The organism is Citrobacter freundii complex sp. CFNIH4, assembly GCF_002934505.1.
Classification (GTDB): Bacteria; Pseudomonadota; Gammaproteobacteria; order Enterobacterales; family Enterobacteriaceae; genus Citrobacter; species Citrobacter freundii.
This window is the reverse complement of the sequence record NZ_CP026231.1, coordinates 3,655,931-3,680,371: the sequence shown is the minus strand read 5'-3', so window position 1 is coordinate 3,680,371 and position 24,441 is coordinate 3,655,931. Positions and strand designations below refer to the sequence as shown.

At 52.7% G+C, this 24,441-nt stretch carries 23 protein-coding genes and 1 riboswitch; of the genes, 8 read left to right on the top strand and 15 right to left on the bottom strand.

The genetic code is table 11. From position 1 onward, the window contains the following. From C2U41_RS18860 to ttdA, 5 genes are all read right to left on the bottom strand, one after another. Window positions 1–303 carry an urease subunit gamma gene (locus C2U41_RS18860; RefSeq protein ID WP_044700911.1) on the bottom strand — a complete coding sequence of 101 codons (303 nt, stop codon included), beginning with the start codon at window positions 301–303 and terminating at the stop codon, window positions 1–3. A gap of 10 nt (window positions 304–313) precedes the next feature. Next, entirely contained in the window at window positions 314–1,138 is an 825-nt protein-coding gene (locus C2U41_RS18855; protein ID WP_197731389.1) for an urease accessory protein UreD, read from the bottom strand. A 121-nt stretch (window positions 1,139–1,259) separates the two neighbouring features. Further along, window positions 1,260–2,723, bottom strand: a complete 1,464-nt coding sequence (locus C2U41_RS18850) for an anion permease (RefSeq protein WP_032937357.1) — start codon at window positions 2,721–2,723, stop codon at window positions 1,260–1,262. Between the two features lie 48 nt (window positions 2,724–2,771). Further along, on the bottom strand, window positions 2,772–3,377 hold the full coding sequence (gene ttdB, locus C2U41_RS18845; RefSeq protein WP_044700904.1) for a L(+)-tartrate dehydratase subunit beta: 606 nt from the start codon (window positions 3,375–3,377) through the stop codon (window positions 2,772–2,774). Further along, complete coding sequence (gene ttdA / locus C2U41_RS18840; protein WP_016150995.1) at window positions 3,374–4,282, bottom strand: L(+)-tartrate dehydratase subunit alpha; 909 nt, start codon at window positions 4,280–4,282, stop codon at window positions 3,374–3,376. The genes ttdB and ttdA overlap by 4 nt, the downstream gene beginning before the upstream one ends. Window positions 4,283–4,494: 212 nt before the next feature. On the opposite strand from ttdA, the gene ttdR reads away from it, so the two are divergent. Continuing rightward, window positions 4,495–5,436: an L-tartrate utilization transcriptional activator TtdR gene (gene ttdR / locus C2U41_RS18835; RefSeq protein WP_016150994.1), complete on the top strand. Its 942-nt coding sequence runs from the start codon at window positions 4,495–4,497 to the stop codon at window positions 5,434–5,436. Window positions 5,437–5,467: 31 nt separating this feature from the next. On the opposite strand, the gene plsY is transcribed toward ttdR, so the two are convergent. Beyond that, window positions 5,468–6,085, bottom strand: a complete 618-nt coding sequence (gene plsY, locus C2U41_RS18830) for a glycerol-3-phosphate 1-O-acyltransferase PlsY (protein WP_032937472.1) — start codon at window positions 6,083–6,085, stop codon at window positions 5,468–5,470. Between the two features lie 106 nt (window positions 6,086–6,191). Between plsY and folB the strand changes: the two genes are divergently transcribed. Together folB and bacA are read left to right on the top strand one after the other, a co-directional pair. Beyond that, complete coding sequence (folB, locus tag C2U41_RS18825) at window positions 6,192–6,560, top strand: bifunctional dihydroneopterin aldolase/7,8-dihydroneopterin epimerase (protein ID WP_003838117.1); 369 nt, start codon at window positions 6,192–6,194, stop codon at window positions 6,558–6,560. An 86-nt stretch (window positions 6,561–6,646) separates the two neighbouring features. Continuing rightward, the gene (gene bacA / locus C2U41_RS18820) at window positions 6,647–7,465 is read left to right on the top strand and encodes an undecaprenyl-diphosphate phosphatase (protein ID WP_003838118.1); all 819 of its coding nucleotides are present in this window, start codon (window positions 6,647–6,649) and stop codon (window positions 7,463–7,465) included. A gap of 97 nt (window positions 7,466–7,562) precedes the next feature. On the opposite strand, the gene C2U41_RS18815 is transcribed toward bacA, so the two are convergent. Next, entirely contained in the window at window positions 7,563–8,804 is a 1,242-nt protein-coding gene (locus C2U41_RS18815) for a multifunctional CCA addition/repair protein (protein ID WP_016150993.1), read from the bottom strand. Window positions 8,805–8,865: 61 nt separating this feature from the next. Then, window positions 8,866–9,486, bottom strand: a complete 621-nt coding sequence (locus tag C2U41_RS18810; protein WP_103848572.1) for a TIGR04211 family SH3 domain-containing protein — start codon at window positions 9,484–9,486, stop codon at window positions 8,866–8,868. 241 nt (window positions 9,487–9,727) lie between these two features. On the opposite strand from C2U41_RS18810, the gene C2U41_RS18800 reads away from it, so the two are divergent. From C2U41_RS18800 to hldE, 3 genes are all read left to right on the top strand, one after another. After that, a complete protein-coding gene (locus C2U41_RS18800; protein ID WP_044700902.1) occupies window positions 9,728–11,029 on the top strand; it encodes a CYTH domain-containing protein in 1,302 nt (433 codons plus the stop codon). Window positions 11,030–11,154: 125 nt separating this feature from the next. Then, window positions 11,155–13,995, top strand: coding sequence for a bifunctional [glutamate--ammonia ligase]-adenylyl-L-tyrosine phosphorylase/[glutamate--ammonia-ligase] adenylyltransferase (glnE, locus tag C2U41_RS18795; RefSeq protein ID WP_044700901.1), 2,841 nt, complete (start codon window positions 11,155–11,157; stop codon window positions 13,993–13,995). Between the two features lie 59 nt (window positions 13,996–14,054). Next, complete coding sequence (hldE, locus tag C2U41_RS18790; protein WP_044700899.1) at window positions 14,055–15,488, top strand: bifunctional D-glycero-beta-D-manno-heptose-7-phosphate kinase/D-glycero-beta-D-manno-heptose 1-phosphate adenylyltransferase HldE; 1,434 nt, start codon at window positions 14,055–14,057, stop codon at window positions 15,486–15,488. 92 nt (window positions 15,489–15,580) lie between these two features. Here the strand turns inward: hldE and C2U41_RS18785 are convergent, their stop codons facing one another. Together C2U41_RS18785 and C2U41_RS18780 are read right to left on the bottom strand one after the other, a co-directional pair. Next, window positions 15,581–17,248 (bottom strand): flotillin family protein, encoded by a 1,668-nt coding sequence (locus C2U41_RS18785; RefSeq protein ID WP_046155099.1) that lies wholly within the window; start codon window positions 17,246–17,248, stop codon window positions 15,581–15,583. 23 nt (window positions 17,249–17,271) lie between these two features. After that, window positions 17,272–17,901 (bottom strand): OB-fold-containig protein, encoded by a 630-nt coding sequence (locus tag C2U41_RS18780; RefSeq protein ID WP_044700883.1) that lies wholly within the window; start codon window positions 17,899–17,901, stop codon window positions 17,272–17,274. A 260-nt stretch (window positions 17,902–18,161) separates the two neighbouring features. Here C2U41_RS18780 and glgS point away from each other — a divergent pair, with 260 nt between their 5' ends. Further along, window positions 18,162–18,368, top strand: a complete 207-nt coding sequence (glgS, locus tag C2U41_RS18775) for a cell surface composition regulator GlgS (RefSeq protein ID WP_019077704.1) — start codon at window positions 18,162–18,164, stop codon at window positions 18,366–18,368. A gap of 32 nt (window positions 18,369–18,400) precedes the next feature. Here glgS and ubiK read toward each other — a convergent pair whose 3' ends face one another. Then, window positions 18,401–18,697: a ubiquinone biosynthesis accessory factor UbiK gene (gene ubiK / locus C2U41_RS18770; protein WP_003024618.1), complete on the bottom strand. Its 297-nt coding sequence runs from the start codon at window positions 18,695–18,697 to the stop codon at window positions 18,401–18,403. A 132-nt stretch (window positions 18,698–18,829) separates the two neighbouring features. Continuing rightward, a riboswitch (FMN riboswitch) is annotated at window positions 18,830–18,979 on the top strand. A 106-nt stretch (window positions 18,980–19,085) separates the two neighbouring features. Here ubiK and ribB point away from each other — a divergent pair. Beyond that, window positions 19,086–19,739, top strand: coding sequence for a 3,4-dihydroxy-2-butanone-4-phosphate synthase (gene ribB, locus C2U41_RS18765; protein ID WP_003838130.1), 654 nt, complete (start codon window positions 19,086–19,088; stop codon window positions 19,737–19,739). A gap of 82 nt (window positions 19,740–19,821) precedes the next feature. Here ribB and dsbI read toward each other — a convergent pair whose 3' ends face one another. The 4 genes from dsbI to zupT all read right to left on the bottom strand — a co-directional run bounded on the left by dsbI (window position 19,822) and on the right by zupT (window position 24,409). Beyond that, entirely contained in the window at window positions 19,822–20,493 is a 672-nt protein-coding gene (dsbI, locus tag C2U41_RS18760) for a protein-disulfide oxidoreductase DsbI (RefSeq protein ID WP_003838131.1), read from the bottom strand. Window positions 20,494–20,507: 14 nt separating this feature from the next. Next, on the bottom strand, window positions 20,508–21,176 hold the full coding sequence (locus C2U41_RS18755) for a thiol:disulfide interchange protein DsbA/DsbL (protein WP_003838133.1): 669 nt from the start codon (window positions 21,174–21,176) through the stop codon (window positions 20,508–20,510). 23 nt (window positions 21,177–21,199) lie between these two features. Further along, entirely contained in the window at window positions 21,200–22,996 is a 1,797-nt protein-coding gene (locus C2U41_RS18750; RefSeq protein ID WP_044700879.1) for an aryl-sulfate sulfotransferase, read from the bottom strand. Between the two features lie 639 nt (window positions 22,997–23,635). Beyond that, window positions 23,636–24,409: a zinc transporter ZupT gene (gene zupT / locus C2U41_RS18740; protein ID WP_003024600.1), complete on the bottom strand. Its 774-nt coding sequence runs from the start codon at window positions 24,407–24,409 to the stop codon at window positions 23,636–23,638. Between the last annotated feature and the right edge of the window lie 32 nt (window positions 24,410–24,441).

Below are 24,441 nucleotides of genomic sequence, written 5' to 3'. Positions count from 1 at the left end.
TTAGACGATCGGGTTGTGGACAGTGACCAGCTTCGATCCGTCCGGAAACGTGGCTTCAACCTGAATATCCGGGATCATTTCCGGTACGCCTTCCATCACCTGATCGCGGCGCAGGACGTGACGCCCGTCCTCCATCAGCGCGGCTACAGTTTGCCCGTCGCGCGCCCCTTCCATGATGAAAGCGCTAATCAGCGCCACCGATTCCGGGTAGTTCAGCTTCTGCCCGCGGGCCAGGCGACGTTCCGCCACCAGCGCGGCGGTAAACAGCAACAACTTATCTTTTTCTCTGGGGGTCAGTTCCATAAGGGTTCTCTTAGGTTTGCCAGATTCTCGGTAGTACAGGCGTTTTATGTGTCAGCAGCGGGCGCAAAAATTGCCAGATGTCACGCATAACGCGCTGAACAACCAGGTTGTCGTTAGCAAGAAAACGGATTGTCAGCAGCGAGTCGTTAAGCGTTGCCCCGGCGTAATCGCCAAGCGCCATAAGCCGCTCCCGCGTGCCCTCCAGCATGTGTTCGTTGGCCGGATAACACAGCAACGTGCCGACCCAGGGATGATGCGCGACACCGCTCAGATTCCCCTCCTGCAATATCAAGCGTTCTATCAGCAGCGGCAGCCCATCTCGCCACACTTCCAGGCGATTTTGCAGCATGCCGTGGCTGAAAGTTTCCTGCATAACCGGTCGGCCAAGACACAGCAGATCCCAGGCCAGCAGGCGGCTTGCGGATGTCAGATTAAAGACGGTCTGAATAGCGGCGTTGGCGCCGGGAAAGAGGATCGTATCCTGCGGCAGCCACTCCAGCGTGGCGTGCGAGGCGAGGGTAAAATGCTGGCGCAGCAACGCTTGTGGCCCTCGGCTGCGATAAAACTTGCCCGCGCCGGGCTGGGTGATTAATGTATGGCTGTTTTCGTCGAGCGTGACGGCAATATGAAGCTCATCCCCGCCAACGATCCCCGCAGGTGGATGCAGCAAATAGAGGTGGCAGACGTCCTCTTCCGGGTAAAACGGGCGCTGAACTGTCAATGGACCATGATGACGCGCCGAGGCGAGCACCGTTTTGTGCCCGGTGCAGGAAAAATGCAGTTCCAGTTCGGCCTGCCAGCCTCGTGTGAGTGTCTCGTGCGCAACCGTGTCCAGAGCGTTTCCCCTATCAGCATGAGGGTGTTTGCATACAAAAAAGTATGCCTCAGCGCATCGGGAAATCGATCATATGAGAAGCTTATGGATTAAGGGGCGACAATATGCCGCCCAAGGGAGATTACAGTAAAACGAGGGGCATCCAGATCAGACCGGTGATCACCAGCAGCACGAGGAAAATCAGGCCAAAAATAGCGCCGAGTCGCCAGTAATCCACCGTTGGCAAATAACCGCTGCCGTAGTAGATAGGGCTAGGACCGGTGGCGTACGGGGTCAGAATGCTGCCCAGGCCAATGGCGGCGCCGACCATCAGGCAGAAGACCGGTAGCGGGATTTCCGGCATTGCCAGCGCGGCGGCAATCATCATCGGCGCGAGGGCAGAGGTATACGCCGTGGCGCTGGCAAAGAAGTAGCGCAGCAGATAGAACACCACGATCAGCGCCACCATCACCATCATCGGCGAATAGCCGCTCAGTCCTCCCGCCAGCAGCTTGCCGAACCAGGTAATAAAACCGGTGTTATTGAGCCCGGTGGCGAGCGTTATCAGCGAGGCCAGCCAGAAAAAGACGTTCCATGCGGCTTTATTGCTGACGATGTCATCCCAGCTAATGATGCGTAGTACCAGCATCAACGCCACCACGCTGTATCCGACCATTGCGGCGTCAATGTAGTCGCCGCCGAAGATCCACAGCACTAACGCGCCGACCATCAGTACCAGCATCTTTTTCTCGCGAGCGCAGAGCGGTCCCATCGCTTTTAGCTCTGTATCCGCCCAACGTGGAACCTGATCGCCGGATTTCAGTACCGGTGGATACAGCAGGTACGCCAGCCACGGCACGATCAGCACCAGTAAAATGCTCAGCGGCAGCATGCCTAAGAACCAGTCGCCCCAGCTCAGCGCCGTGTGGGACGCGCCTTTCATCAGGCCGATCAACAGCAGATTCGGTGCCATCGCCGTTAAGAAAATAGCGCTGGTAACGCAGTCAGCGACAATGCCCATCCACATGATGTACGAGCCAATGGAGCGTGAACTGGCGCTATTGGGCTGCGAGTTATACAGCGGCGGCAGGTTGCGGATAATCGGGTAGATTATTCCGGCTCCGCGCGCGGAGTTGGAAGGCGTGACGGGAGCGAGGATAAGTTCGGAGAACATCACCGCATAGCCGAGAAATAACGTCCGGTGCCCCATCTTTTTCACCAGCATCAGCGCGATTCGCCGACCAAGGCCGGTTTTCTCATAGCCAGTACCAAACATAAAGGCCGCGAAGATCAGCCAGATGACCGAGTTTGAGAATCCAGATACCGCCCACGACAGCGATTTGGCAGTAAATTTAAAACCGTCCTGCGCGAGTTGCTCCGGACTGAACAGCAGCCACGGTGAAAGGACGGCGATGATCGAAATGCCAATCATCGCCACCACCGCGCCCGGTACAGGTTCCAGAATAAGCCCGACAATCACACCGGTAAAGACGGCAAAATAGAGCCAGGTGTGACTCTCAAGACCGGTGGGGACGGGCAGAACAGCAATAATGGCGATGACCACCAGCGGAGCCAGGTATCGCCACCAACCAGCTAAAGGTGCCATTGTTGTATCCCTGCAAAGAGGGAGAGGCGTTACGCCCCTCCGGGAGGGTTATTTGATGTAGTGCACGTGCTCGCAGATTTCTTCGACGATAGGATCGCGACGTTCAGCGAACAGCTTTTTGTTTTCGGCGATCAGGTTGTTGCCGTGGGTGTCGATGGACACAATCAGCGGGCCGAACTCTTTGACCCGACACACCCACAGGGATTCCGGCATGCCCAGCTCCGTCCAGTGCACTTCTTCAATCTCTTCAACCTGAGTAGCCGCCAGTACGGCGCAACCTGCCGGGAAGATCACATGCAGTGCTTTAAACTGCTTGCAGCCTTCTTCTGTCAACGGTCCCATACCGCCTTTACCGACCACCAGTTTGACGCCGGTCTGCTCGATGAACTCTTTCTCGAAGGCTTCCATACGCATACTCGTGGTTGGACCGACGGAGACCATCTCCCATTTTTCACCGTTTTTACGGACGATCGGGCCCGCATGGAAAATGGCTTTGCCGTTCAGGTCATAAGGAATCGGGCGCTTCAGTTCGATCAGGCGGCGGTGGCAAACGTCACGGCAGGTCACCAGCGTGCCGGTCAGGTAAATGACATCGCCAACGCGAATGTCTGCCAGATCTTCGGCTTTGATCGGGGTTGTGAGGATCTTTTTCATAACGCGCTCCGGGTGTGAGACAGGTTTTCGAAGGAGAGGTCGGCATGAACCAACAGCGTGCCGCGACGGTGCGCCCAGCAGCCGGTAGAGACGGCAACGCCGATAGTCGACGGGTGGCGCGCGGCGGATTCGATATGCACGCCCATCACTGAGCTATTCCCGGTCAACCCTTGCGGCCCAATGCCCAGACGGTTAAGTCCTTCTTCCAGGCGCAGTTCCAGTTCTGCCGCTTTTGGGTTTGGATGGCGTGATCCGATTGGGCGCAGCACCGCTTTACGAGAAAGCACGGCAGCGGTTTCTACAGAGGTGGCAATACCTACGCCCACCAGCACTGGCGGACAAGCGTTGACTGCCAGCGTGGAGATATTTTCGAAGACAAATTTCACCACGCCTTCGTAGCCTTCAGAAGGCATTAACACTTTCGAGCGCCCCGGCAGCGTACAGCCGCCGCCTGCCATGTAGACTTCGATTTCCGCGTCATCGTTATCAGGGATGATGTCCCATGTGACCCACGGCACACCGGTACCGGTATTTTTTCCGGTATTCACTTCGTCAAAAATCTCAACCGCGTTATGGCGCAGCGGCGCTTTTACCGTGGCATCTTCAACAGCCTGTTTCAGAATGCTTTGCAGTTCGCCAAGTAGCGGAAAACGGGAACCGACCTTCACGAAGAACATAATCTCCCCGGTGTCCTGACAGGCTGGGCGGTTCAGGTCGATAGCTTTCTGCATGTTGTCAAACATGGTGTGGTAGATGATTTTACCCATCGGCGAGGTTTCGCCTTCACGCAGCTGTTTTAATTTATCCACAACATCGTCAGGCATGCGGGTAGAAATCATGGCGGTAAAGTCGGCGACAATGTTCGTCAGCGTAGTTATCGCATGTTGGTTATTTTGATTGCTCATCTTATTAACTCCAGTTCTTTTATTTGTCTGGAAATAAATTCTCCGCCACAAACTACCACTAAAAATGTGGTTTTATATTATTTGGCACTGTGAATATCTAATTAACAGTTCGTGAATGATGTCCAGATAAGGCAATAAAAATTGCGCCAGGGCAGGGTTTAATACGTATGGGAGAATTACACTGCGGTTAATCACATTACGGATTACCGATCATGCTGAATACGTATCCCCTGGCGAAAGACCTACAGGTGCTGGTTGAAATTGTTCATAGCGGCAGCTTTAGCGCCGCCGCTGCGACGCTGGGCCAGACGCCAGCGTTTGTGACGAAGCGCATTCAGATCCTCGAGTCCACGCTAGGGGCTACGTTGCTAAGCCGCTCGGCGCGCGGCGTGGCGCTAACGGAGAGTGGTCAACGTTGCTATGAACACGCGCAGGCGATCCTCGCAGGTTATCAACATCTGGTCGATGACGTTACGCAACTCAAAACGCGTCCGGCAGGGATGATTCGTATCGGCTGTAGCTTTGGTTTTGGGCGCAGTTATATTGCACCGGCAATTACAGAATTGATGCACAGCTATCCTGAATTACAGGTACATTTTGAACTTTACGATCGGCAAATTGATTTGGCGCAGGATAATATCGATTTGGATATTCGTATTAATGATGAAATTCCTGATTATTATATTGCTCATTTGTTAACGAAAAATAAAAGGATATTATGCGCAGCACCGACGTATTTACAAAAATACGGTGAGCCGACGACGTTACAGGAATTAATTCGGCATGATTGTCTGGTCACCAAAGAACGGGATATGACTCACGGGGTGTGGGAACTGGATAACGGTCAGGAGAAAAAGTCGGTTAAGGTGGCGGGACATCTTTCTTCTAACAGCGGTGAGATTGTGCTGCAGTGGGCGCTACAGGGAAAAGGGATCATGCTGCGTTCTGAATGGGACGTACAACCGTTTCTGGCCAGCGGTGAACTGGAGCGGGTGCTGCCGGACTATGCGCAGAGCGCTAATATCTGGGCGGTTTATCAGGAGCCGCTGTATCGCAGCGTGAAGCTTCGCGTGTGCGTGGAGTTTCTGGCGACGTGGTGTCAGAACCGATTAGGCAAACCGGTGGAGGGGTATCACATCCCCGAGGCCGGATAAGACGCCGACGCGTCGCTATCCGACAATAAAATCACTCGGAGTCTTTTTCGCGTTTTTTCTTTAGCTTGGTCCAGATCTTCGGCTCCTGACGACGCCACAGACGCTGAATGTTGTCATGGTGACGAAGCAGAATTAAGCACGACAACATGGACACCGGAAAAGTGAACTGGGGATTGAACCACCAGACGTAAAAAGGGGCGATCAGCGCACTGACGATAGCGCCTAACGACGAATAGCCGCTTAACAGGACGGTTAGTAGCCAGGTTCCGGCCATCACACCAGTTAAGTCCCAGCCAATCGGCGCAATTGCGCCAAAGGCGGTGGCAACGCCTTTTCCACCTTTAAAGCCGAAAAATACCGGCCAAATGTGTCCCAGACAGGCGGCGATTGCGATCAATCCCAGCCAGAAGGGGCTGACGCCTAGCGCATAGGCACCCCAGACGGGTAACATACCTTTCAGGACGTCGAAAATCAGTACCGCGACGGCGGCTCCCTTGCCACCGATGCGCAGCACGTTTGTCGCGCCCGGATTCCCAGAGCCGCTGTCGCGCGGGTCCGGCAATCCAGCAAGGCGGCATACCAGAATAGCACTGGAAATTGAGCCACAGAGGTACGCGAAGATAATCATTCCAGGCGCGATTGCACTCATAAGCTGTTCCGTTTTGAAAATGTCGTGTAAAACGCTACTTCTGTGGATAATACGCATATTTCGCCGGAAGTGGTATCCGGGTTAGCCAAAAAGCAGGCAGGTCGTGATGGATATTGTATTTATAGAGCAACTTTCTGTAATCACCACTATTGGTGTTTACGACTGGGAACAAACGATCGAGCAACGGTTGGTGTTCGATATCGAAATGGCATGGGATAACCGCAAATCAGCTAAAAGCGATGATGTGGCTGATTGCCTGAGCTATGCTGATATTGCTCAAACGGTTGTTAATCATGTGGAAGGTGGGCGTTTTGCGCTGGTAGAACGTGTGGCGGAAGAGGTGGCGGATTTGCTACTTAACCGCTTTAATTCACCGTGGGTGCGGATCAAACTCAGCAAACCTGGCGCGGTAGCCCGTGCGGCAAACGTCGGGGTCGTCATTGAGCGTGGCAATAATCTGAAAGAAAATAATTAATTTAATAATTTCTAAATCAAACGGGTATAAAAGAGTCCTTTCGTCGGCTCTTTTTTGCCGTGTTTTCTCTATCTAGGGGTTTATTAATGAGTGATATGCACTCGCTGCTGGTGGCGGCAATTTTGGGTGTGGTCGAAGGATTGACGGAATTTTTACCCGTTTCCAGTACCGGCCATATGATTATTGTTGGCCACCTGTTGGGTTTTGAGGGTGATACCGCAAAAACATTCGAGGTGGTGATCCAGTTGGGATCTATTCTGGCAGTGGTGGTGATGTTCTGGCGACGTTTGTTTGGCCTGATCGGCATTCACTTCGGCAAGGCCCCGCATGAAGGTACTGGCAAAGGTCGGCTGACGCTGGGGCATATCCTGTTGGGGATGATTCCGGCGGTTGTACTGGGACTGGTGTTCCACGACACTATCAAGTCGCTGTTTAACCCGATCAACGTGATGTATGCGCTGGTGGTGGGTGGTGTACTGCTGATTGCTGCAGAATGCCTGAAGCCGAAAGAGCCGCGCGCGCCGGGTCTGGATGATATGACCTATCGCCAGGCGTTTATGATTGGCTGTTTTCAGTGTCTGGCGCTGTGGCCGGGTTTTTCTCGCTCAGGGGCGACGATTTCTGGCGGCATGCTGATGGGAGTGAGCCGTTACGCGGCCTCTGAGTTTTCATTCCTGCTGGCGGTGCCGATGATGATGGGAGCGACGGCGCTGGATCTCTACAAGAGCTGGTCGTTCCTTAGCGCATCAGATTTACCGATGTTTGCAGTCGGTTTTGTGACGGCGTTTATCGTGGCGCTGGTCGCGATCAAAACCTTCTTGCAGCTGATTAAGCGTATCTCGTTCATTCCGTTTGCGATTTACCGCTTTGTTGTGGCGGCTGCCGTCTATGTGGTTTTTTTCTGATCGCCACTAAATGCCGGATGGCGCTGCGCTTATCCGGCCTACGGGCGTAATATGTAGGCCGGATAAGGCATTTATGCCGCCATCCGGCAACGTCAGTTTAATGGGCAGGTTTAGGACACCGCTTCTCCTTCCAGTTGGCCACCGCCGCAATGCGACGCCGGGTCAGTTCTTCACGAATTGCCTGACCTTTGAATCCCGCTTCCACGACATCTTTCGTGGGAACCGCCTGTGCAACCAGCCAGGCTTCACGCAACAGCCTGCCTTGCGGGTAATCCGCCGCTTCAAAACCGGTTCGCCCACGCACGTCGGCCTCGCTGGTGAGGGCGATTTGCTCCACGCGCTGCGGTTTGCGCCATGCATCGATGGAATCAAACAGCTTAACGATGGTTTTCGGTTGCAGGATCGGGAAGGTATGAATCAGGTCGTGGAACTCGGCCACCAGTTTGGCTAAATCACGGATGTCATTCGGCACGCGCAGGCGCTGACACAGTTGCTCGACCAGCTTAACGCCCGCCGGACCGTGGCCATGATGGCGCGGCCATAGCGCTTTAGGCGTTAATGCTTTGCCAAGATCGTGGCACAGCGTGGCAAAACGCACGTCGACCTCCGGGCTTAACATGGCTGCCATCGACAGCGTCATCAGCGTGTGAATACCGGTATCAATTTCCGGGTGCCACTGCGCGGGCGCGGGAACGCCGAACAGAGCATCCACTTCAGGAAACAGAACGTGCAGTGCGCCGCAGTCGCGCAGGACCTGAAAAAATACCTGTGGGTTGCGGGTGGTTAAGGCGCTTTCCGTTTCTTTCCACACGCGCTCTGGCGTCAAGTGTTCCAGCTCGCCAGCGGCGTTCATATCGCGCATCAGCGTCATGGTTTCGTCGGCAATACGAAAGCCAAGGTGCGCATAGCGGGCAGCAAAGCGCGCTACGCGCAGCACGCGCAGTGGATCTTCGCTAAAAGCCGGGGAAACATGACGCAGCAGGCGGTTTTCCAGATCATCGCGTCCGTTATACGGGTCGATAATCTCCCCGTTGTCATCGCGGGCCATTGCGTTGATGGTCAGGTCGCGCCGCTGAAGATCGGCCTCCAGCGTCACATCTGGCGCGGCGTAGCAGGTGAATCCGGTATATCCCGAACCTGATTTGCGTTCAGTACGCGCCAACGCATACTCTTCCCGGGTTTGCGGATGCAGAAACACGGGAAAATCGCGGCCTACCTGTTGGTAACCCGCGTCGAGCATTCCTTGCGGCGTGGCGCCGACAACGACCCAATCTTTATCTTTAATCGGTAGCCCTAATAACGCATCCCGAACAGCACCACCGACCAGATAAATCTTCACGCCACTTTCCTTTTGAAAAAAACATCCCTTAATCATATGTCAGTGTGGCGGAGAAGGCGATTCAGTTCATCCAGCGATCTTTGCGTTTACGGCTTGGGATCATGTGTGGCAGAACCAGACCGAGCAGCAGACCAAGACCCAGCACGCCGCCGCCATACATAAACCATTGCATGATGATAGTACGCTGCTTGTCATCAAGCTGAAGGTTGGCTGCGCTCACCTTCTTTTGCGCCACGATAAGTTCGTTCTTCAGCTTCTGGTTTTCTTGTTTCAGCCCGTCAATCACGCTGTCGCTCTGCGCTACCTTTTGCTGCATGTTGGCGGTACGCTGATTCCATGTGGTATTGATATTATTGAGCTTATCGGTCAAGATCTTAACCTGGTTTTCCAGGTCGGGAACGCGGGTACGCAGGCTCGGCGTACTGTTCAGCTCTTTCAGTGGGATCCAGGCGGTACGTCCGGTGCTGTCTTTCACCTGGGCGTAGTTGGTGTTGGCATCAGTCTGTAATAGCGTGACTTCCTCGCCGGCGTTAACCGTACCCACGAGGCGATAATTATCTCCCGGACCGCTGCGGACCCAGGTGTTCAGTTCGTCAGAGACATAGCGCTTTTCTTCGGCATGAGAGACTGCAGTGGCGCTAAGTGCGAGTAAAGTTAATCCAATCAGGCGTAATTTTGGCATCAGGCTGTCGTTATTGTCATAGAAAGTGGAACGATAGTAGTGGCATCAGTGTCTCTACGCAAAGCATTCGACATCAATCGGAATCATCTGTGTCCTTTTTGCCACCACTCGAAACTTTTACGCCCGTCAAATTGCTCGTTGCATGGCAATTTGGCGCAAAATACTATCTACTGACCATAAAGAACGAACTTAGTTCGCAGTCAGTTTTCTCAACTGTGACATAACCCATAAGTACAAGACCATGGCCCAGGAAATCGAATTAAAATTTATCGTTAATAGTGACGCTGTCGATGCGCTACGTGAACGTCTGAATACGCTGGGGGGAGAGCATCATGCACCCAGCCAGTTGCTGAATATTTACTACGAAACGCCGGATGCGTGGTTGCGTGGTCACGATATGGGGCTGCGTATTCGCGGTGAAAACGGTCATTACGAAATGACCATGAAAATTGCCGGACGCGTGACGGGCGGCCTGCATCAGCGACCGGAATTTAACGTTGCGCTGGACGCGCCTGAGCTGGATCTCGCCTTGTTCCCAACGGAAGTCTGGCCTGATGGCAAACTGCCCGCTGAACTTGCTTCTCAAGTGCAGCCGTTGTTCAGCACCGATTTTTTCCGTGAGAAATGGTTGGTTGATGTTGATGGCAGCCGGATTGAAATGGCCCTCGATGTGGGGGAAGTGAAAGCGGGCGAGTTTGCAGAACCTATCTGTGAGCTTGAACTTGAACTGCTAAGCGGCGATACCCGTGCGGTACTGAAGCTGGCAAACCAGCTGGTTTCGCAAACCGGTTTACGCCAGGGCAGTTTGAGCAAAGCCGCGCGCGGTTATCATTTGGCCCTGGGGAATGCGCCGCGCGAACTCAAACCGACGCGGATTTTGAAGGTTCCGGCGAAGGCGAGCATTGAGCAGGGGTTGGAAGCGGCGCTGGAGCTGGCATTATCACAGTGGCAGTACCACGAAGAGCTGTGGGTACGCGGCGTTAAAGGGGCGAAAGCCGAGGTGCTGGCGGCAATGGGGCTGGTGCGTCACATTCTGATGTTGTTTGGCGGTAATGTGCCACGAAAAGCGAGCGCTCACTTACGTGATTTGCTGACCCAATCGGAAGCGATCATTGCGTCGGACGTTTCTGCTATTTCGGCGGTTTACAGTACGCAAACGGCAATGGCCAAGCTGGCGCTGACCGAATGGCTGGTGACCAAAGGATGGCAGCCGTTCCTGGATGCGAAGGCGCAGGGCAAAATTGCCGACTCCTTTAAGCGCTTCTCTGATACCCATCTTTCACGCCATGCCGCTGAGCTGAAAACCGCTTTTGCGCAGCCGTTGGGCGATCAGTACGCCGATCAGCTTCCACGTTTGACGCGCAACATTGATAGCATGCTGATGCTGGCGGGATACTACGACGAAAATGTCGCATCAGAATGGATCGCTACTTGGCAGGGCTTACGTCGCGCCATTGCGGCCAACCAATATATTGAAATTGAACACTTCCGCAACGAGGCGATCGCGCTGGAACCGTTCTGGCTGCACAGCGGAAAACGATAATCAGGGCCGAGGCCGGGATGCCTGATGGCGCTGCGCTTATCAGGCCTACGCGATGTGTGTAACTGTCATGTAGGTCGGATAAGGCGAAAAGACGCATCCGGCACCATTCAAAGGATAACCCGTAAATGAAGCAGCTCTCTTCACCGTTACAGCAGTACTGGCCGACCGTTGTTGAGCGGCTGCCAGCAGCAATATCTGAGTCCTCGCTTAGCGTTCAGGCGAAGTCAGTACTTACATTCAGTGATTTTGTCCGTGACAGCATTATTGCCCATCCCGAATGGCTGGCTGAGCTGGAAAGCACTCCACCCCTGGCGGATGAATGGCAACACTATGCCAACTGGTTACAGCAAGCATTGGCTGACGTTAGTGACGAAAACACACTGATGCGTGAGTTACGCCTGTTTCGTCGTCGCATTATGGTGCGTATCGCCTGGGCACAGACGCTGTCGCTGGTGACCGAAGAGAGTATTTTGCAGCAGCTAAGTCATCTGGCTGAAACGTTGATCGTTGCCGCGCGCGACTGGTTGTACGCAGCCTGCTGTCGCGAATGGGGAACGCCGTGTAATCCTAAAGGTGTGGCGCAGCCGCTGCTGATTTTAGGCATGGGGAAACTGGGCGGCGGCGAGCTGAATTTTTCCTCCGATATCGACCTGATTTTTGCCTGGCCGGAACACGGCAGCACACAGGGTGGGCGTCGCGAGCTGGATAACGCGCAGTTCTTTACCCGTATGGGCCAGCGGCTTATCAAAGTGCTGGATCAGCCCACAATGGATGGGTTTGTCTATCGGGTGGATATGCGTTTACGCCCGTTTGGCGACAGCGGCCCGCTGGTGCTGAGCTTCTCCGCGCTGGAGGATTATTACCAGGAACAAGGGCGCGACTGGGAACGCTATGCGATGGTTAAAGCCCGCATTATGGGCGATGCCGACGGTACATACGTCAGCGAGCTTCGTGCCATGCTGAGGCCTTTTGTCTTCCGTCGCTATATTGATTTCAGCGTGATCCAGTCGCTGCGTAACATGAAAGGGATGATTGCGCGTGAAGTACGCCGTCGTGGCCTGAAAGACAACATCAAGCTGGGGGCGGGCGGCATTCGTGAAATCGAATTTATCGTGCAGGTATTCCAGCTGATTCGCGGTGGGCGCGAGCCATCGCTGCAATCCCGCTCGCTGTTACCGACGCTTAGCGCCATCAATGCGCTGCACTTGCTTTCTGATACCGACGCGGAACAACTGCGCGCAGCCTATCTCTATTTACGCCGCCTGGAAAACCTGCTGCAAAGTATCAATGATGAGCAGACCCAGACGCTGCCGGGTGATGAACTGAATCGCGCGCGGCTAGCGTGGGGGATGAACGTTGATGACTGGCAGCAGTTAACCGATGTGCTGACCAATCATATGGACAACGTACGCCGGGTATTTAACGAGCTGATTGGCGATGACGAGGCCGAAACCCAGGAAGAGTCGCTCTCAGAACAGTGGCGCGAATTGTGGCAGGATGCCTTACAGGAAGATGACACCACGCCAGTGCTGACGCATCTGGCGGATGACGATCGGCGGCGCGTGCTGTCTCTGATTGCTGATTTCCGCAAAGAGCTGGATAAACGCACTATTGGCCCACGCGGACGACAGGTGCTGGATCATTTAATGCCGCATCTGCTGAGCGATGTCTGTACGCGTGACGACGCCTCAGTCCCGCTGTCACGCATTACACCGCTGCTGGTGGGTATTGTGACTCGCACGACCTATCTGGAACTGCTGAGCGAATTCCCCGGGGCGCTGAAGCATTTGATTTCGCTCTGTGCGGCTTCGCCGATGGTCGCCAGCCAGCTGGCGCGGTATCCGTTGTTGCTCGATGAACTGTTGGATCCGAATACCCTGTATCAACCTACCGCGACGGACGCCTACCGTGATGAGCTGCGCCAGTATTTGCTGCGCGTGCCGGAAGATGACGAAGAGCAGCAACTGGAGGCACTGCGCCAGTTTAAGCAAACGCAGCTACTGCGTATTGCCGCGGCTGATATCGCCGGCACGCTGCCGGTGATGAAGGTGAGCGACCATTTAACCTGGCTGGCGGAAGCGATTATTGATGCGGTAGTCCAGCAGGCGTGGACGCAGATGGTTGCTCGCTACGGCCAACCTACCCATCTTGGCGAACGTGAGGGGCGCGGTTTTGCCGTCGTCGGCTATGGCAAACTGGGCGGCTGGGAACTGGGTTACAGTTCGGATCTTGATTTGATCTTCCTGCATGATTGTCCGATGGACGTGATGACGGACGGTGAGCGTGAGATTGACGGGCGACAGTTCTATCTGCGTCTGTCGCAGCGCATTATGCACCTTTTCAGCACCCGCACCTCGTCCGGTATTTTGTACGAAGTGGATGCGCGGCTGCGTCCATCCGGCGCGGCGGGAATGCTGGTGACATCAACCGACGCTTTCGACGATTACCAGCGCAACGAAGCCTGGACATGGGAGCATCAGGCGCTGGTGCGTGCTCGTGTGGTATATGGCGACCCGCAGTTGACCTCTCAGTTTGATGCGATTCGTCGCGATATCATGACCCTCGTCCGTGATGGGAAAACCTTGCAGACCGACGTGCGTGAAATGCGTGAGAAAATGCGCGCCCATTTGGGCAATAAGCATCGGGATCGTTTTGATATTAAAGCGGATGAGGGTGGCATCACAGACATTGAGTTTATTACGCAGTATCTGGTGTTGCGCTATGCGCATGAAAAACCGAAGCTGACGCGCTGGTCGGATAATGTGCGCATTCTGGAATTACTGGCGCAAAACGACATTATGGACGAGCAGGAAGCGCTGGCGCTTACCCGTGCTTATACGACGTTGCGTGATGAACTTCACCATCTTGCGTTGCAGGAACTTCCGGGCCATGTGGCGCTGGAGCACTTTGACGCTGAACGTACGCTGGTGCGTGACAGCTGGCAGAAGTGGCTGGTTGCCGAGTGAAGTGTGCTATTATCGCGCGCAAATTTTAAGACCCTCAGAGAATCTCTCAGGAGACAGAAATGAAAGTAACGCTGCCAGAGTTTGAACGTGCAGGAGTCATGGTTGTCGGTGATGTGATGCTGGATCGCTACTGGTACGGCCCTACCAGCCGTATTTCACCTGAAGCGCCGGTTCCGGTGGTGAAGGTCGATACCATCGAAGAACGTCCCGGTGGCGCAGCAAACGTGGCGATGAACATTGCCTCTCTGGGCGCAAATTCCCGTCTGGTGGGTTTGACCGGTATCGACGACGCGGCGCGTGCGCTGAGCAAAACGCTGGCGGATGTGAACGTAAAATGCGACTTCGTGTCCGTGCCGACGCATCCGACAATCACCAAACTGCGCGTGCTTTCCCGCAACCAGCAGTTGATTCGTCTGGATTTTGAAGAAGGTTTTGAAGGCGTAGATCCGCAACCGCTGCACGAGCGTATTAACCAGGCGCTGGGTTCTATCGGCGCTCTGGTGCTCTCTGACTATGCCAAAGGCGCGTTGGCAAGCGTGCAGCAGATGATTGCTTTGGCGCGTAAGGCTGGAGTTCCGGTGCTTATCGATCCGAAAGGGACCGATTTTGAACGTTACCGCGGCGCAACGCTGCTAACGCCGAACCTGTCTGAGTTTGAAGCGGTAGCCGGTAAATGCAAAAGCGAAGATGAACTGGTTGAGCGCGGCATGAAATTGATTGCTGATTTCGACCTTTCCGCACTGCTGATTACCCGTTCAGAACAGGGGATGACGTTGCTGCAACCGGGCAAATCGCCACTGCATATGCCGACGCAGGCGCAGGAAGTGTATGACGTGACCGGTGCGGGCGATACGGTAATTGGCGTGCTGGCGGCGACGCTGGCGGCGGGTAACACACTGGAAGAGGCGTGCTATTTTGCCAACGCTGCAGCCGGTGTTGTGGTCGGTAAACTGGGAACCTCCACCGTTTCCCCGATTGAACTGGAAAACGCGGTGCGTGGTCGGGCTGATACTGGTTTTGGCGTGATGAGCGAATCTGAGCTGAAACAGGCCGTTGCCAGCGCCCGCAAGCGCGGTGAGAAAGTGGTGATGACTAACGGCGTGTTCGACATCCTGCATGCGGGCCACGTTTCCTATCTGGCAAATGCGCGCAAGCTGGGCGATCGCCTGATCGTGGCGGTAAACAGTGATGCGTCGACCAAACGTCTGAAAGGCGAAACGCGTCCGGTCAATCCGCTGGAACAGCGCATGATCGTGCTGGGCGCGCTGGAATCCGTCGACTGGGTGGTCTCTTTTGAAGAAGATACACCGCAGCGTCTGATCGCCGGCATCCTGCCGGATCTGCTGGTCAAAGGCGGTGACTATAAGCCAGAAGATATTGCGGGCAGCAAAGAGGTATGGGCGAACGGCGGTGAAGTGCTGGTGCTGAACTTCGAAGATGGCTGCTCAACGACCAATATCATCAAGAAGATCCAGAAAGACAGCGATAAATAGCAATTGGAATGTTTGTCGGATGGCGGTGTCCGGCCTACGAGGTTGTAGGCCGGATAAAACGCGTAAGCGTTGCCATCCGGTATTTCTGTTTCTTATTCTTCAGTCGTTTTCTCAACAGGCTGTGGACTGTTTTTCAGCGGATCGGCCAGTGCCGACAGCGAACCACCGGACAAACCAATTTCATTTAACAGCGAGTCAATCAGCGGCGCTTGTGTACGATAGGCAAGGGCGGCGGATAATGCCTGCTCAGCCAGATTCCCTCCGGTTACGTTACCTGCGGTCACTTCACCGACGGCGCCGCCACGATTCAGACCATCAACCTGGATAATCTTGATCCCATCGATAGATTTCATTGGCTCAACGGATTTCTCAATGACTGCTGGCAGGGACTGCAGCAGGGCCAGCTTAAATTTCAGACTGGTCTGTTCGTCGGAAAGCACGTTGATGGCATCGTTCAGCGCACGCTGGGCTTCGGCTTCCGCCAGACCTTTTTTTCGCGTGGCTTCGGCCAGTTCCACAATTGCCGCCGCCTGCAATTCTGCGGCTTCTTTTTCCGCTTTTGCCCGGACGGTCAGTTCAACCGCCTGGGTTTCTGCATCCTGCGCTGCGGCAATCAACGCCACCTGTTTGGCACGATCCGCTTCTGCGGTCTGGCGGGTGGTTTCTACGTTCTGCTGGGCGCGAACCGCTTCGGCTAGCGCATCGTTAGCGCGTGCTTCAGCCTGAGACTGCTGTTCAGACTTGGCGGCAATGGCGATGGACTTGGTCTGGTTGGCGATCTCCGTTGCCTGTTGCTGTTCGATCTCTTTGATGCGAACTTCACGCTCGGCCTCGACTTTTCTGGATCGCACCGCCTGTTCGCGCTCGATTTCTGTTTCCTGAATCTGCCGTTCGGCAAGAATGCGCGTCTGCTCAGCTTCACGATGACGTTCGGCTTCGAAGGCGGCAATTTTGGCGTTTTGCTCGGCCGTGCGGGTCTTCACCTGCTGCTCCTGCTCGAGCGTCATGAAGGCTTCCTGCTGTTCGATTTCCAGCTTGCGTGCCAGCGCATCACGGTTTTTCTCACGAACGGCAACTTCTACGTCCTGCTCGACTTCGTTACGTTCGCGACGACGGCGTTCTGTTTCCTGGGTCAGCTTGGTCAGACCCTCGGCATCAAAGGCGTTATTCGGGTTGAAATGGACTTTTTCGGTCTGGTTAAAGTTGGTGAGTGAAACGCTCTCCAGTTCCAGGCCGTTTTTGGACAGGTCTTCCGCGACGGTATTTTGTACGCCCTGAACGAAGTTTTCACGCGTATCCTGCAGTTCATGCATGGTCATCTGCGACGCGGTGGCACGTAGGGCATCAACAAACTTATCTTCTATTAGCACACGTAAATCCTCTGGTGACAGCGTCCGCTGTCCCAGCGTCTGTGCGGCGGTAGCAATCCCTTCAACAGACGGTTTTACACGCACGAAAAAGGCGACGACGACATCCACGCGCATACGGTCTTTGGTGATGAGACTGTCGACAGTTGAACGGCTCACCTCAAGTTTGAGGGTGTTCATGTTGATAGGAATAATTTCGTGGAAGATAGGCATGACAATTGCGCCGCCGCTCATCACCACTTTTTGTCCACCAAGGCCGGTACGCACAAACGCCTGTTCAGCAGATGCGCGGCGATACAGGCGGGCAAAAATAATCCCGATAATTACTAAGACGACCACCGCCACAATGGCGGTAAACATCCATGAAGGTAACATGCCAAAAACATCATCCATCTATAAGATCCCTCTGTATAAAATTATAAAACAGTCGGCCAGGGGTTTAGCTCGGCCAGGTAACGCGTAGCGGAGAGTCGGCAGATAATCAGCACCTTGTCTCCTTTTTTGAATTCTTTGCCAACTTCAGGCTCCAGCAGCACATAGTGAGTCTGCCCGAACTTGTCGGTAAATTTGCCTTCGCAGGGAGTTCCGGCACTTGCGGAATGTCCGGTAATAATCGCCATGCTGCCGATAAATTCATCTTCAGCGAGGGCGGTGGTTTCATCCCGCGGCAGCCAGGGAGCAATGATTTTTCCGCTGTAATGCACGGCGAAGACGGCAAGAATAAAACTCACCGGAGCAAGCAGCAGGTTGCTGAGCGGTGCTTGCCACAGCGTGACCCAGCCATGCTGAAGGAGGATGCCGAAGAGTCCAAAGAAGCCAGCGAGTAAACACAGCACGATCAGTGCCGGGATCCGCCCGATATTGAGATAGTGAAGCGCCTGGCCGATATTGCCGGAAGTCAGGGCATCGTAATGTTCGAGGTGAGCATCAAGCGCACCTGAAAGAAAATGGCCAAAAATAAGAGAGATGATTTCCAGTAGGCCAATCAACAGTACAAATGAAATAGCAAACAGGTAGAGGCTGTTGTAATCCGTGAATAATGCCAAGTTGTTTCCTCCTGTTACTGCGTTCCCTGTCCGTGTCAAAAGTAATGGTTTTACCTCTTACTTTTACATGACGTTACAATAACATGCGTTACCCTGGTCTTTAATCCGAAAAGGGGCTCATCCCCCTCTTAGATTTCGTAGGAAACTGTGAAGCAGGCGGTTTTTTTGCGCACAATATGTACAGAATAACTTCGTATCTAGGGAAATACTGAAATTAGAAAAAGCATATGGCCTTAGCAGATATTCAATAACTGGAGGGTATGCTCATGAACAGCAATATGTATTCAATGAACAATTTCGATTTCCTGGCCCGTAGTTTTGCCAGAATGCAGGCTGAGGGCCATCCCGTTGATATCCAGGCGATAACCGGGAACATGGATGAAGAACATCGAAGCTGGTTTTGCAAACGCTATGCGCTGTACTGCCAGCAGGCGACGGAAGCCAGGAAGCTAGAACTGGAACACTAACAGAAAAACGGGCCTTGCGGCCCGTTGTCGTTTTACTCTTGCGGATCGACTGACGGGATCGCGGGGGCAGGTTTAACTTCTGCCGTTTTTTCACGCGATTCCAGCTCAGTCAGACGTTGCTCAAGCAGCGCCAGCTTTTCACGTGTGCGCAATAAAACCTGAGTCTGTACATCGAATTCTTCACGGCTTACCAGATCCAGACGGGTCAGCTGTGACTGCAGCGTTTGACGAATTTTCTTCTCGACGTCTTCGCCAAACTCGCGGATCCCTTTCGGCATCGACTCGTGAACCTGACGAGCAATCTGCTCAATTTTTTTCGGGTCAATCATTGTGGTTTCCCTGAACTGGTACGTGTTGCTGCCTATTGTAGTGCGAACTGGCACAGGCATAAACCAGAATTGTGTGAAGCTAAGACGAGTAAAGGCGTTGATGAAGGTAATCAATAGCGTTATAGTTAACCCGCTTATTCTCAGGGCGGGGCGAAATTCCCCACCGGCGGTAAATCAACTGATGTTGAAAGCCCGCGAGCGCTTTTTGTTACGGCAAAAAGGTCAGCAGATCCGGTGTAATTCCGGGGCCGACGGTTAGAGTCCGGATGGGAGAGAGTAACGATCCAGTCGGGCATGGACCCGCTCACGTTATTTTTTTGCCGCTTAGACGGTACTCCTAAGACTGCCCTGATTCTGGTAACCATAATTTTAGTGAGGTTTTTTTACCATGAATCAGACGCTACTTTCCTCTTTTGGTACGGCTTTCGAACGTGTTGAACATGCGCTGTCTGCGCTGCGTGAAGGACGCGGTGTGATGGTGCTTGACGATGAAGATCGCGAAAACGAAGGCGATATGATTTTCCCGGCAGAGACCATGACCGTAGAACAGATGGCGCTGACCATCCGTCACGGTAGCGGTATTGTATGCCTGTGCATCACTGAAGACCGACGCAAACAGCTCGATCTGCCAATGATGGTGGAAAATAATACCAGCGCTTACGGCACCGGTTTTACCGTGACCATTGAAGCAGCAGAGGGCGTGACCACCGGTGTTTCCGCTGCGGACCGTGTGACTACGGTGCGTGCGGCAATTAAGGATGGCGCCAAACCTTCCGATCTTAACCGTCCGGGGCACGTTTTCCCGCTGCGTGCTCAGGCTGGCGGCGTGTTGACCCGCGGTGGTCATACTGAAGCGACCATCGACCTGATGACGCTGGCAGGGTTTAAACCGGCAGGCGTGCTGTGCGAACTGACCAACGACGATGGCACCATGGCGCGTGCGCCAGAGTGCATCGAATTTGCCGGCAAGCATAATATGGCGGTGGTGACTATCGAAGACCTGGTGGCTTACCGTCAGGCGCACGAGCGCAAAGCCAGCTAATAGACTATTACCACGTTAGTTGTGGTAAGCATAAAAAACCGAAGCCATCTTCCAGGCTTCGGTTTTTTTATTTTTGCTCAAATTATTTGGCCCTGGCCAGTTTCAATGCCCATGCGCCGCTCATTATCACCAACAGCAATAAACATAAGCCAAAGGCTAGCAGGCATGCCTGCGCCATGTTCATAAATTGCCACGGTGGAAGCAGATACCAGCCTTCAGACTGTTGGTATAGATCGATAAACCACTTTTGCGTACTGCTGAGTGCCACGCCATCAGGCACTATGGGGGCATCATAGCCGCAATCTCCAGTGGGTTTAAACCACTCCGGAGCCCAGTTTGCCAGCGGCAAATTGAAAGGGAATGTCGGATCGGTGGAACACCCCTGGACGCCAAACAGCGAATCCGGGCTATGTACCGCATGATGAATATCATTGAGTTTGAGCGAGAACTTAATGCCCATGATGCTGCCGTAAAATGCCGCAATGCAGCCAATAAGCTTCAGAACAACATTTTTAGGGTTTATTGCCGCGATCAATCCACCGAAAACCATCACAAACATGGCAAAGCGAATGTAGACACACTGCTCGCAGGGGGCCATATAGAGATAGATTTGGAAAAACGAGTGGGCCAATATTATTAACCCGCCCATCGCGCAGGCCATCAGTAGCCACAGAAAGCGCCGTTCCTGCCATCTCACCAGCGTATCAACCGGCGTGGTACGTAAGTCCCGCCACAATCCTTTTATGAAAACCATAGCCTCGTCCCTGTTTATTTTGTTGCCAGCTCTCTGACAAGCTCAGCCATGGAGTCAATGGATTTGATACTCTTGGTGTAGATCAGGTATTTACCGTTAACGACGTAAGCCGGAACCCCCTGAATTTTGGCGACGTCGTATGCCGCTTTCCATTTCTCCAGCGTTTGCTGAACGGTGGGATCTTGCAGCGCGGCGTCAAAATCTGCCTGGCTCATGCCTGCAGCATCCAGGCCTGTTTTAATGAATGCGGCCGGATCTTTACCATCTGACCAGCGCTCTTTCTTGTCGTGGTAAGCAGCGTAATAAGCGAATTTCGCTTTTTTGAACTGTGATTTGGCATCAAATAATGAAATCCCTGCTGCCTGATCTTTAGCAATCATTACTGCAAAAACTTCACTGGCCTGTTTACCATATTCCCCTTTGGTTTCCAGATGAAATGGTGTGAAGGTGACGAGATCGGCAACTTTTTCAGAAACCGGGCCAGTCACGGCTTTATCATATTTGTAACAGAACGGACAGGCGTAGCTGAATACTTTTATTAACGTCTTATCAGCATTAGGAATCGGTTTCTCTAAAACCATATAATCAGTGCCTTCTGTAAAAGCGGAGGCGGCAAACGACGAGGCAAGTGCGGCGGTTAATATCACGCTTTTAAATAATGAAGTAATCCATTTAGATGACATAATTAATCCTTAATCTAACGCGATTATTTAAACATGTGTTGTGGGCGGACCAGTAATGCACGGTAGTGAGTTTGGTTCGGCTTATCTGAAAGAACATCAATCTCAACTTTGACTTCTTTGGTCTTATAATCAATTTCGTTGATCTTGCCGATGGTTGGTTGTCCAACGTCAAATAAATTAATTGAGCCACCAAAGCCAAACATGGTGTCACGGTCTTTCTGATATTCGATAACCGAGGTGATGGGACTATAGAAATCGTAGCCGCGTTCTTTTCCGTATTCCCAAATTTGCTGAACGGTTCCTTTTTTCTCGTCAACTTTATATTCGACGAAACGGGAATATTTCATCGTCGGCAATGCCGGTTGTTCGAGCCCACGACCATCGCCGTTGTCAAAGATGGTTAATGTCCCTTTGCTCGAGAGCCATGCGGTGTGTTGGGTGTAGGTAAAATCGAAATCAGTATTCTCGCACTTACCGTTTTCGTCACATTTTAGCGCGTTGCCCTTATCATCAACCGGTTTTAACAGCTTGCTTGCCAGCGCCTTATTCCAGCCTTTCGACGGTGCCAGAATCCACTTCACCTGTTTATCGCGACCGATTTTGACAACACCCTGATGGCGGGAAGAGATAATAATGGAGTCATCTTTGGCATCATAGGCAATGGAGTTAACGTGCGCCCAGTTACGACCAGCACCCACTCCGAGGGCGTCACCGTAAGGAGTATCTGGCTCCAGTTTCGCCTGTTGACCGGCATGAGCGAGGTCAACGTTGACGCATACCGCGCCTGCGTCCAGTGCACCCAAAAGCGCATCACGCATCGGATCGAGTATCTTTGTCAGATCCCACACATCAACCACACGACCGGACTTGTCTACTTCAATTATCTGATCGCGGATGGTTTGCACATGGATGCCATCTTCTTTGCGATAATCGCGTTTGCCCACGCGAAGCAACACGGTGTCGTTGATTGTTTCGATCGATTCATGCGACGCGTCGAGGAAGCCGCGCGGTAGCTTATGATCGGCCAGAATCTGCCCCATCATATCGAATTCGTACCAATGCTGACCCTGAACGGCTGTGAAGGTGCCGCGCGGCGTTTCCCGGATACCCATCAAGTAACCGCGCTTATTGATATCCATGTCATGGCCATCGTAAAAGGTATCTTGATCCAGCCACCAGCGGTATTCACCTTCCGTATCGACGATAAAGGTGAAGGGGGCAATGTCAAAGGGTAATGCCCCGCCCGCAGGACCCGCATCCAGGATACCGGCATTTTTGTCTTTTTCACCATGCCAGTGGAATTCTGCCCCCTGAGCGGTGAAAGTATGGGTATTCACCAGATAGAGACGGTCTTCAAAGCCAGGCGCTACCTTAATAACTTTCGTTTGCTGTAAATCGGAAATAGAACGGTTATCCATGTAGTGATTAACGATGGCGGATGTTTGCACCACATAATCATCCTTCATGGCTTTGCCATTTTCTTTATATTCAACGGTGACCTTATTGGCAAACTTTTGATAAAGGCCAAAAATAGGTATGCCATCGTAGGTAGCGAGTGACTCTTTGCCCACGGCATATGTCACAGGAATCCCTTTTTCACCTTTACCATGAACGGTGACTTTGACATCTGAAATAACGTGACTATCTAATTCAACCAGTGCGGTAAGCGGGGCGTTTCCATAAGGATCAACGACTATAGCGCCCAGTTTCCCTGCGGGTTGGGCGGGTTGAAAACCCGCGGCAAAGGAATTTCCAACCGTTAATCCAAACGTCAGTGCCAGAGTTCCTGCGAGAAGTGTTTTTCGATATTGTCTAAACATGGATATATCTCCTTATATTGCCTATAAATATAATCTCAATAAATATATTATGTTTTTACGATATGGCTAAAAATGAAAATGGTACTACTGATGTCACTTTTATTGTGGGTATATAAATATTGATGAAGTGTATTATTCTACAAAATCTAATTTTTATTGTTTTCTGGATAGTATGAGTGAGGTATTTTAAGGACAATGTTTATTATTGCTTAGTGTGATCTCGTCGACAGAGTTTTATTTTTTATAACTGTTTTAGCTATTGGCATAGCTGCTGGTTTATATGATCGAAATCATATATTTGTTTCTGAAATATGCCACTATAGGGGTATGTCAGAATAAGTTTATGTAAAATTTTAACGTTAAATGTTTAATGATGTTAAATGTTAAGGGTAAAAGAATGTTTATTGCCTGGTATTGGATCGTATTAATTGCACTCGTTGCATTGGGTTATTATTGCCATATGAAGCGTTATTGTCGGGCATTCCGACAAGACAGAGACGCATTGCTTGAGGCGCGAAACAAACTCTTCCGACGTTCTGGTGAAGATAACAGCGTGATTAAGGAACAGGAATAGTCCTTCACGTTCTGCTATGGATGAGCGGATGCTGTAAAATAGCAGGGTGGCATCCGCCCTCTGGATTATCCGATTCCCATGGACTGGAGGATGACGAGACTTAACCCCATCACCGACATTCCGCACAGGACCCCATAGCTGGGATTATTATTTGGGTCGATCTCTTTTGCCAGTGGCATCAATTCATCGACTGACAGCGCCACCATAATACCCGCGACTGCCGCCATTATTGCCGCCATCACCACAGGCGAGATGAGACTCCCCAGAATTAACCACGCCAGTACGCCGCCCAGTATTTCTGCCATGCCCGAGATCCCGGCCCAGAATATCGCCGTACGTTTGGAGCCCGTTGCTGCATAGACCGGACCTGCAACGGCTAATCCTTCTGGAATATTGTGTAATGCGACGGCAAGCGCAATACCAAAGCCCAGCTCGAGGTTGCTGCTGGCGGTAACAAACGTCGCAATCCCTTCCGGAAAATTGTGCAGGCTGATGCCGAGCGTTAATAAAATCGCGGTGCGTTTAATGGATCCGGGTAGAGGCTGCGTTGTTTTTTGTACCAGATCCTGAGGGTGCGCGTGCGGCAATAGACGGTCCAGGCCAAAGTAGCCCAGCAAGCCGACGATAAACATTCCGTAGCCCAGAACTGGCGACATGCCTTCAGCGGCCAGCGCAGCAGGTAGCATTTCCATTAGAGAGATCAGTAGCATAATCCCGGCAGCGAAGCCTAAAGAAAAGGCGAGAACGCGGTTGGAAGGCTTTTGCCCTAACACGCCGAGAAATGCGCCGATAAACGTGGCGGCACCTGCCAGTAAAGTCAGAAGTAAAGGTACTGACATCGACAAATAAAACTCCTTATCAATCTGCTTTC

What these genes read in the sequence shown, in the direction of transcription:
- C2U41_RS18860 (WP_044700911.1), bottom strand. Translation starts at nt 303, where the DNA reads ATGGAACTGACCCCCAGAGAAAAAGATAAGTTGTTGCTGTTTACCGCC.
- C2U41_RS18850 (WP_032937357.1), bottom strand. Translation starts at nt 2,723, where the DNA reads ATGGCACCTTTAGCTGGTTGGTGGCGATACCTGGCTCCGCTGGTGGTC.
- ttdB (WP_044700904.1), bottom strand. Translation starts at nt 3,377, where the DNA reads ATGAAAAAGATCCTCACAACCCCGATCAAAGCCGAAGATCTGGCAGAC.
- ttdA (WP_016150995.1), bottom strand. Translation starts at nt 4,282, where the DNA reads ATGAGCAATCAAAATAACCAACATGCGATAACTACGCTGACGAACATT.
- ttdR (WP_016150994.1), top strand. Translation starts at nt 4,495, where the DNA reads ATGCTGAATACGTATCCCCTGGCGAAAGACCTACAGGTGCTGGTTGAA.
- plsY (WP_032937472.1), bottom strand. Translation starts at nt 6,085, where the DNA reads ATGAGTGCAATCGCGCCTGGAATGATTATCTTCGCGTACCTCTGTGGC.
- folB (WP_003838117.1), top strand. Translation starts at nt 6,192, where the DNA reads ATGGATATTGTATTTATAGAGCAACTTTCTGTAATCACCACTATTGGT.
- bacA (WP_003838118.1), top strand. Translation starts at nt 6,647, where the DNA reads ATGAGTGATATGCACTCGCTGCTGGTGGCGGCAATTTTGGGTGTGGTC.
- C2U41_RS18810 (WP_103848572.1), bottom strand. Translation starts at nt 9,486, where the DNA reads ATGCCAAAATTACGCCTGATTGGATTAACTTTACTCGCACTTAGCGCC.
- C2U41_RS18800 (WP_044700902.1), top strand. Translation starts at nt 9,728, where the DNA reads ATGGCCCAGGAAATCGAATTAAAATTTATCGTTAATAGTGACGCTGTC.
- glnE (WP_044700901.1), top strand. Translation starts at nt 11,155, where the DNA reads ATGAAGCAGCTCTCTTCACCGTTACAGCAGTACTGGCCGACCGTTGTT.
- hldE (WP_044700899.1), top strand. Translation starts at nt 14,055, where the DNA reads ATGAAAGTAACGCTGCCAGAGTTTGAACGTGCAGGAGTCATGGTTGTC.
- C2U41_RS18785 (WP_046155099.1), bottom strand. Translation starts at nt 17,248, where the DNA reads ATGGATGATGTTTTTGGCATGTTACCTTCATGGATGTTTACCGCCATT.
- glgS (WP_019077704.1), top strand. Translation starts at nt 18,162, where the DNA reads ATGCTCATGAACAGCAATATGTATTCAATGAACAATTTCGATTTCCTG.
- ubiK (WP_003024618.1), bottom strand. Translation starts at nt 18,697, where the DNA reads ATGATTGACCCGAAAAAAATTGAGCAGATTGCTCGTCAGGTTCACGAG.
- ribB (WP_003838130.1), top strand. Translation starts at nt 19,086, where the DNA reads ATGAATCAGACGCTACTTTCCTCTTTTGGTACGGCTTTCGAACGTGTT.
- dsbI (WP_003838131.1), bottom strand. Translation starts at nt 20,493, where the DNA reads ATGGTTTTCATAAAAGGATTGTGGCGGGACTTACGTACCACGCCGGTT.
- C2U41_RS18755 (WP_003838133.1), bottom strand. Translation starts at nt 21,176, where the DNA reads ATGTCATCTAAATGGATTACTTCATTATTTAAAAGCGTGATATTAACC.
- C2U41_RS18750 (WP_044700879.1), bottom strand. Translation starts at nt 22,996, where the DNA reads ATGTTTAGACAATATCGAAAAACACTTCTCGCAGGAACTCTGGCACTG.
- zupT (WP_003024600.1), bottom strand. Translation starts at nt 24,409, where the DNA reads ATGTCAGTACCTTTACTTCTGACTTTACTGGCAGGTGCCGCCACGTTT.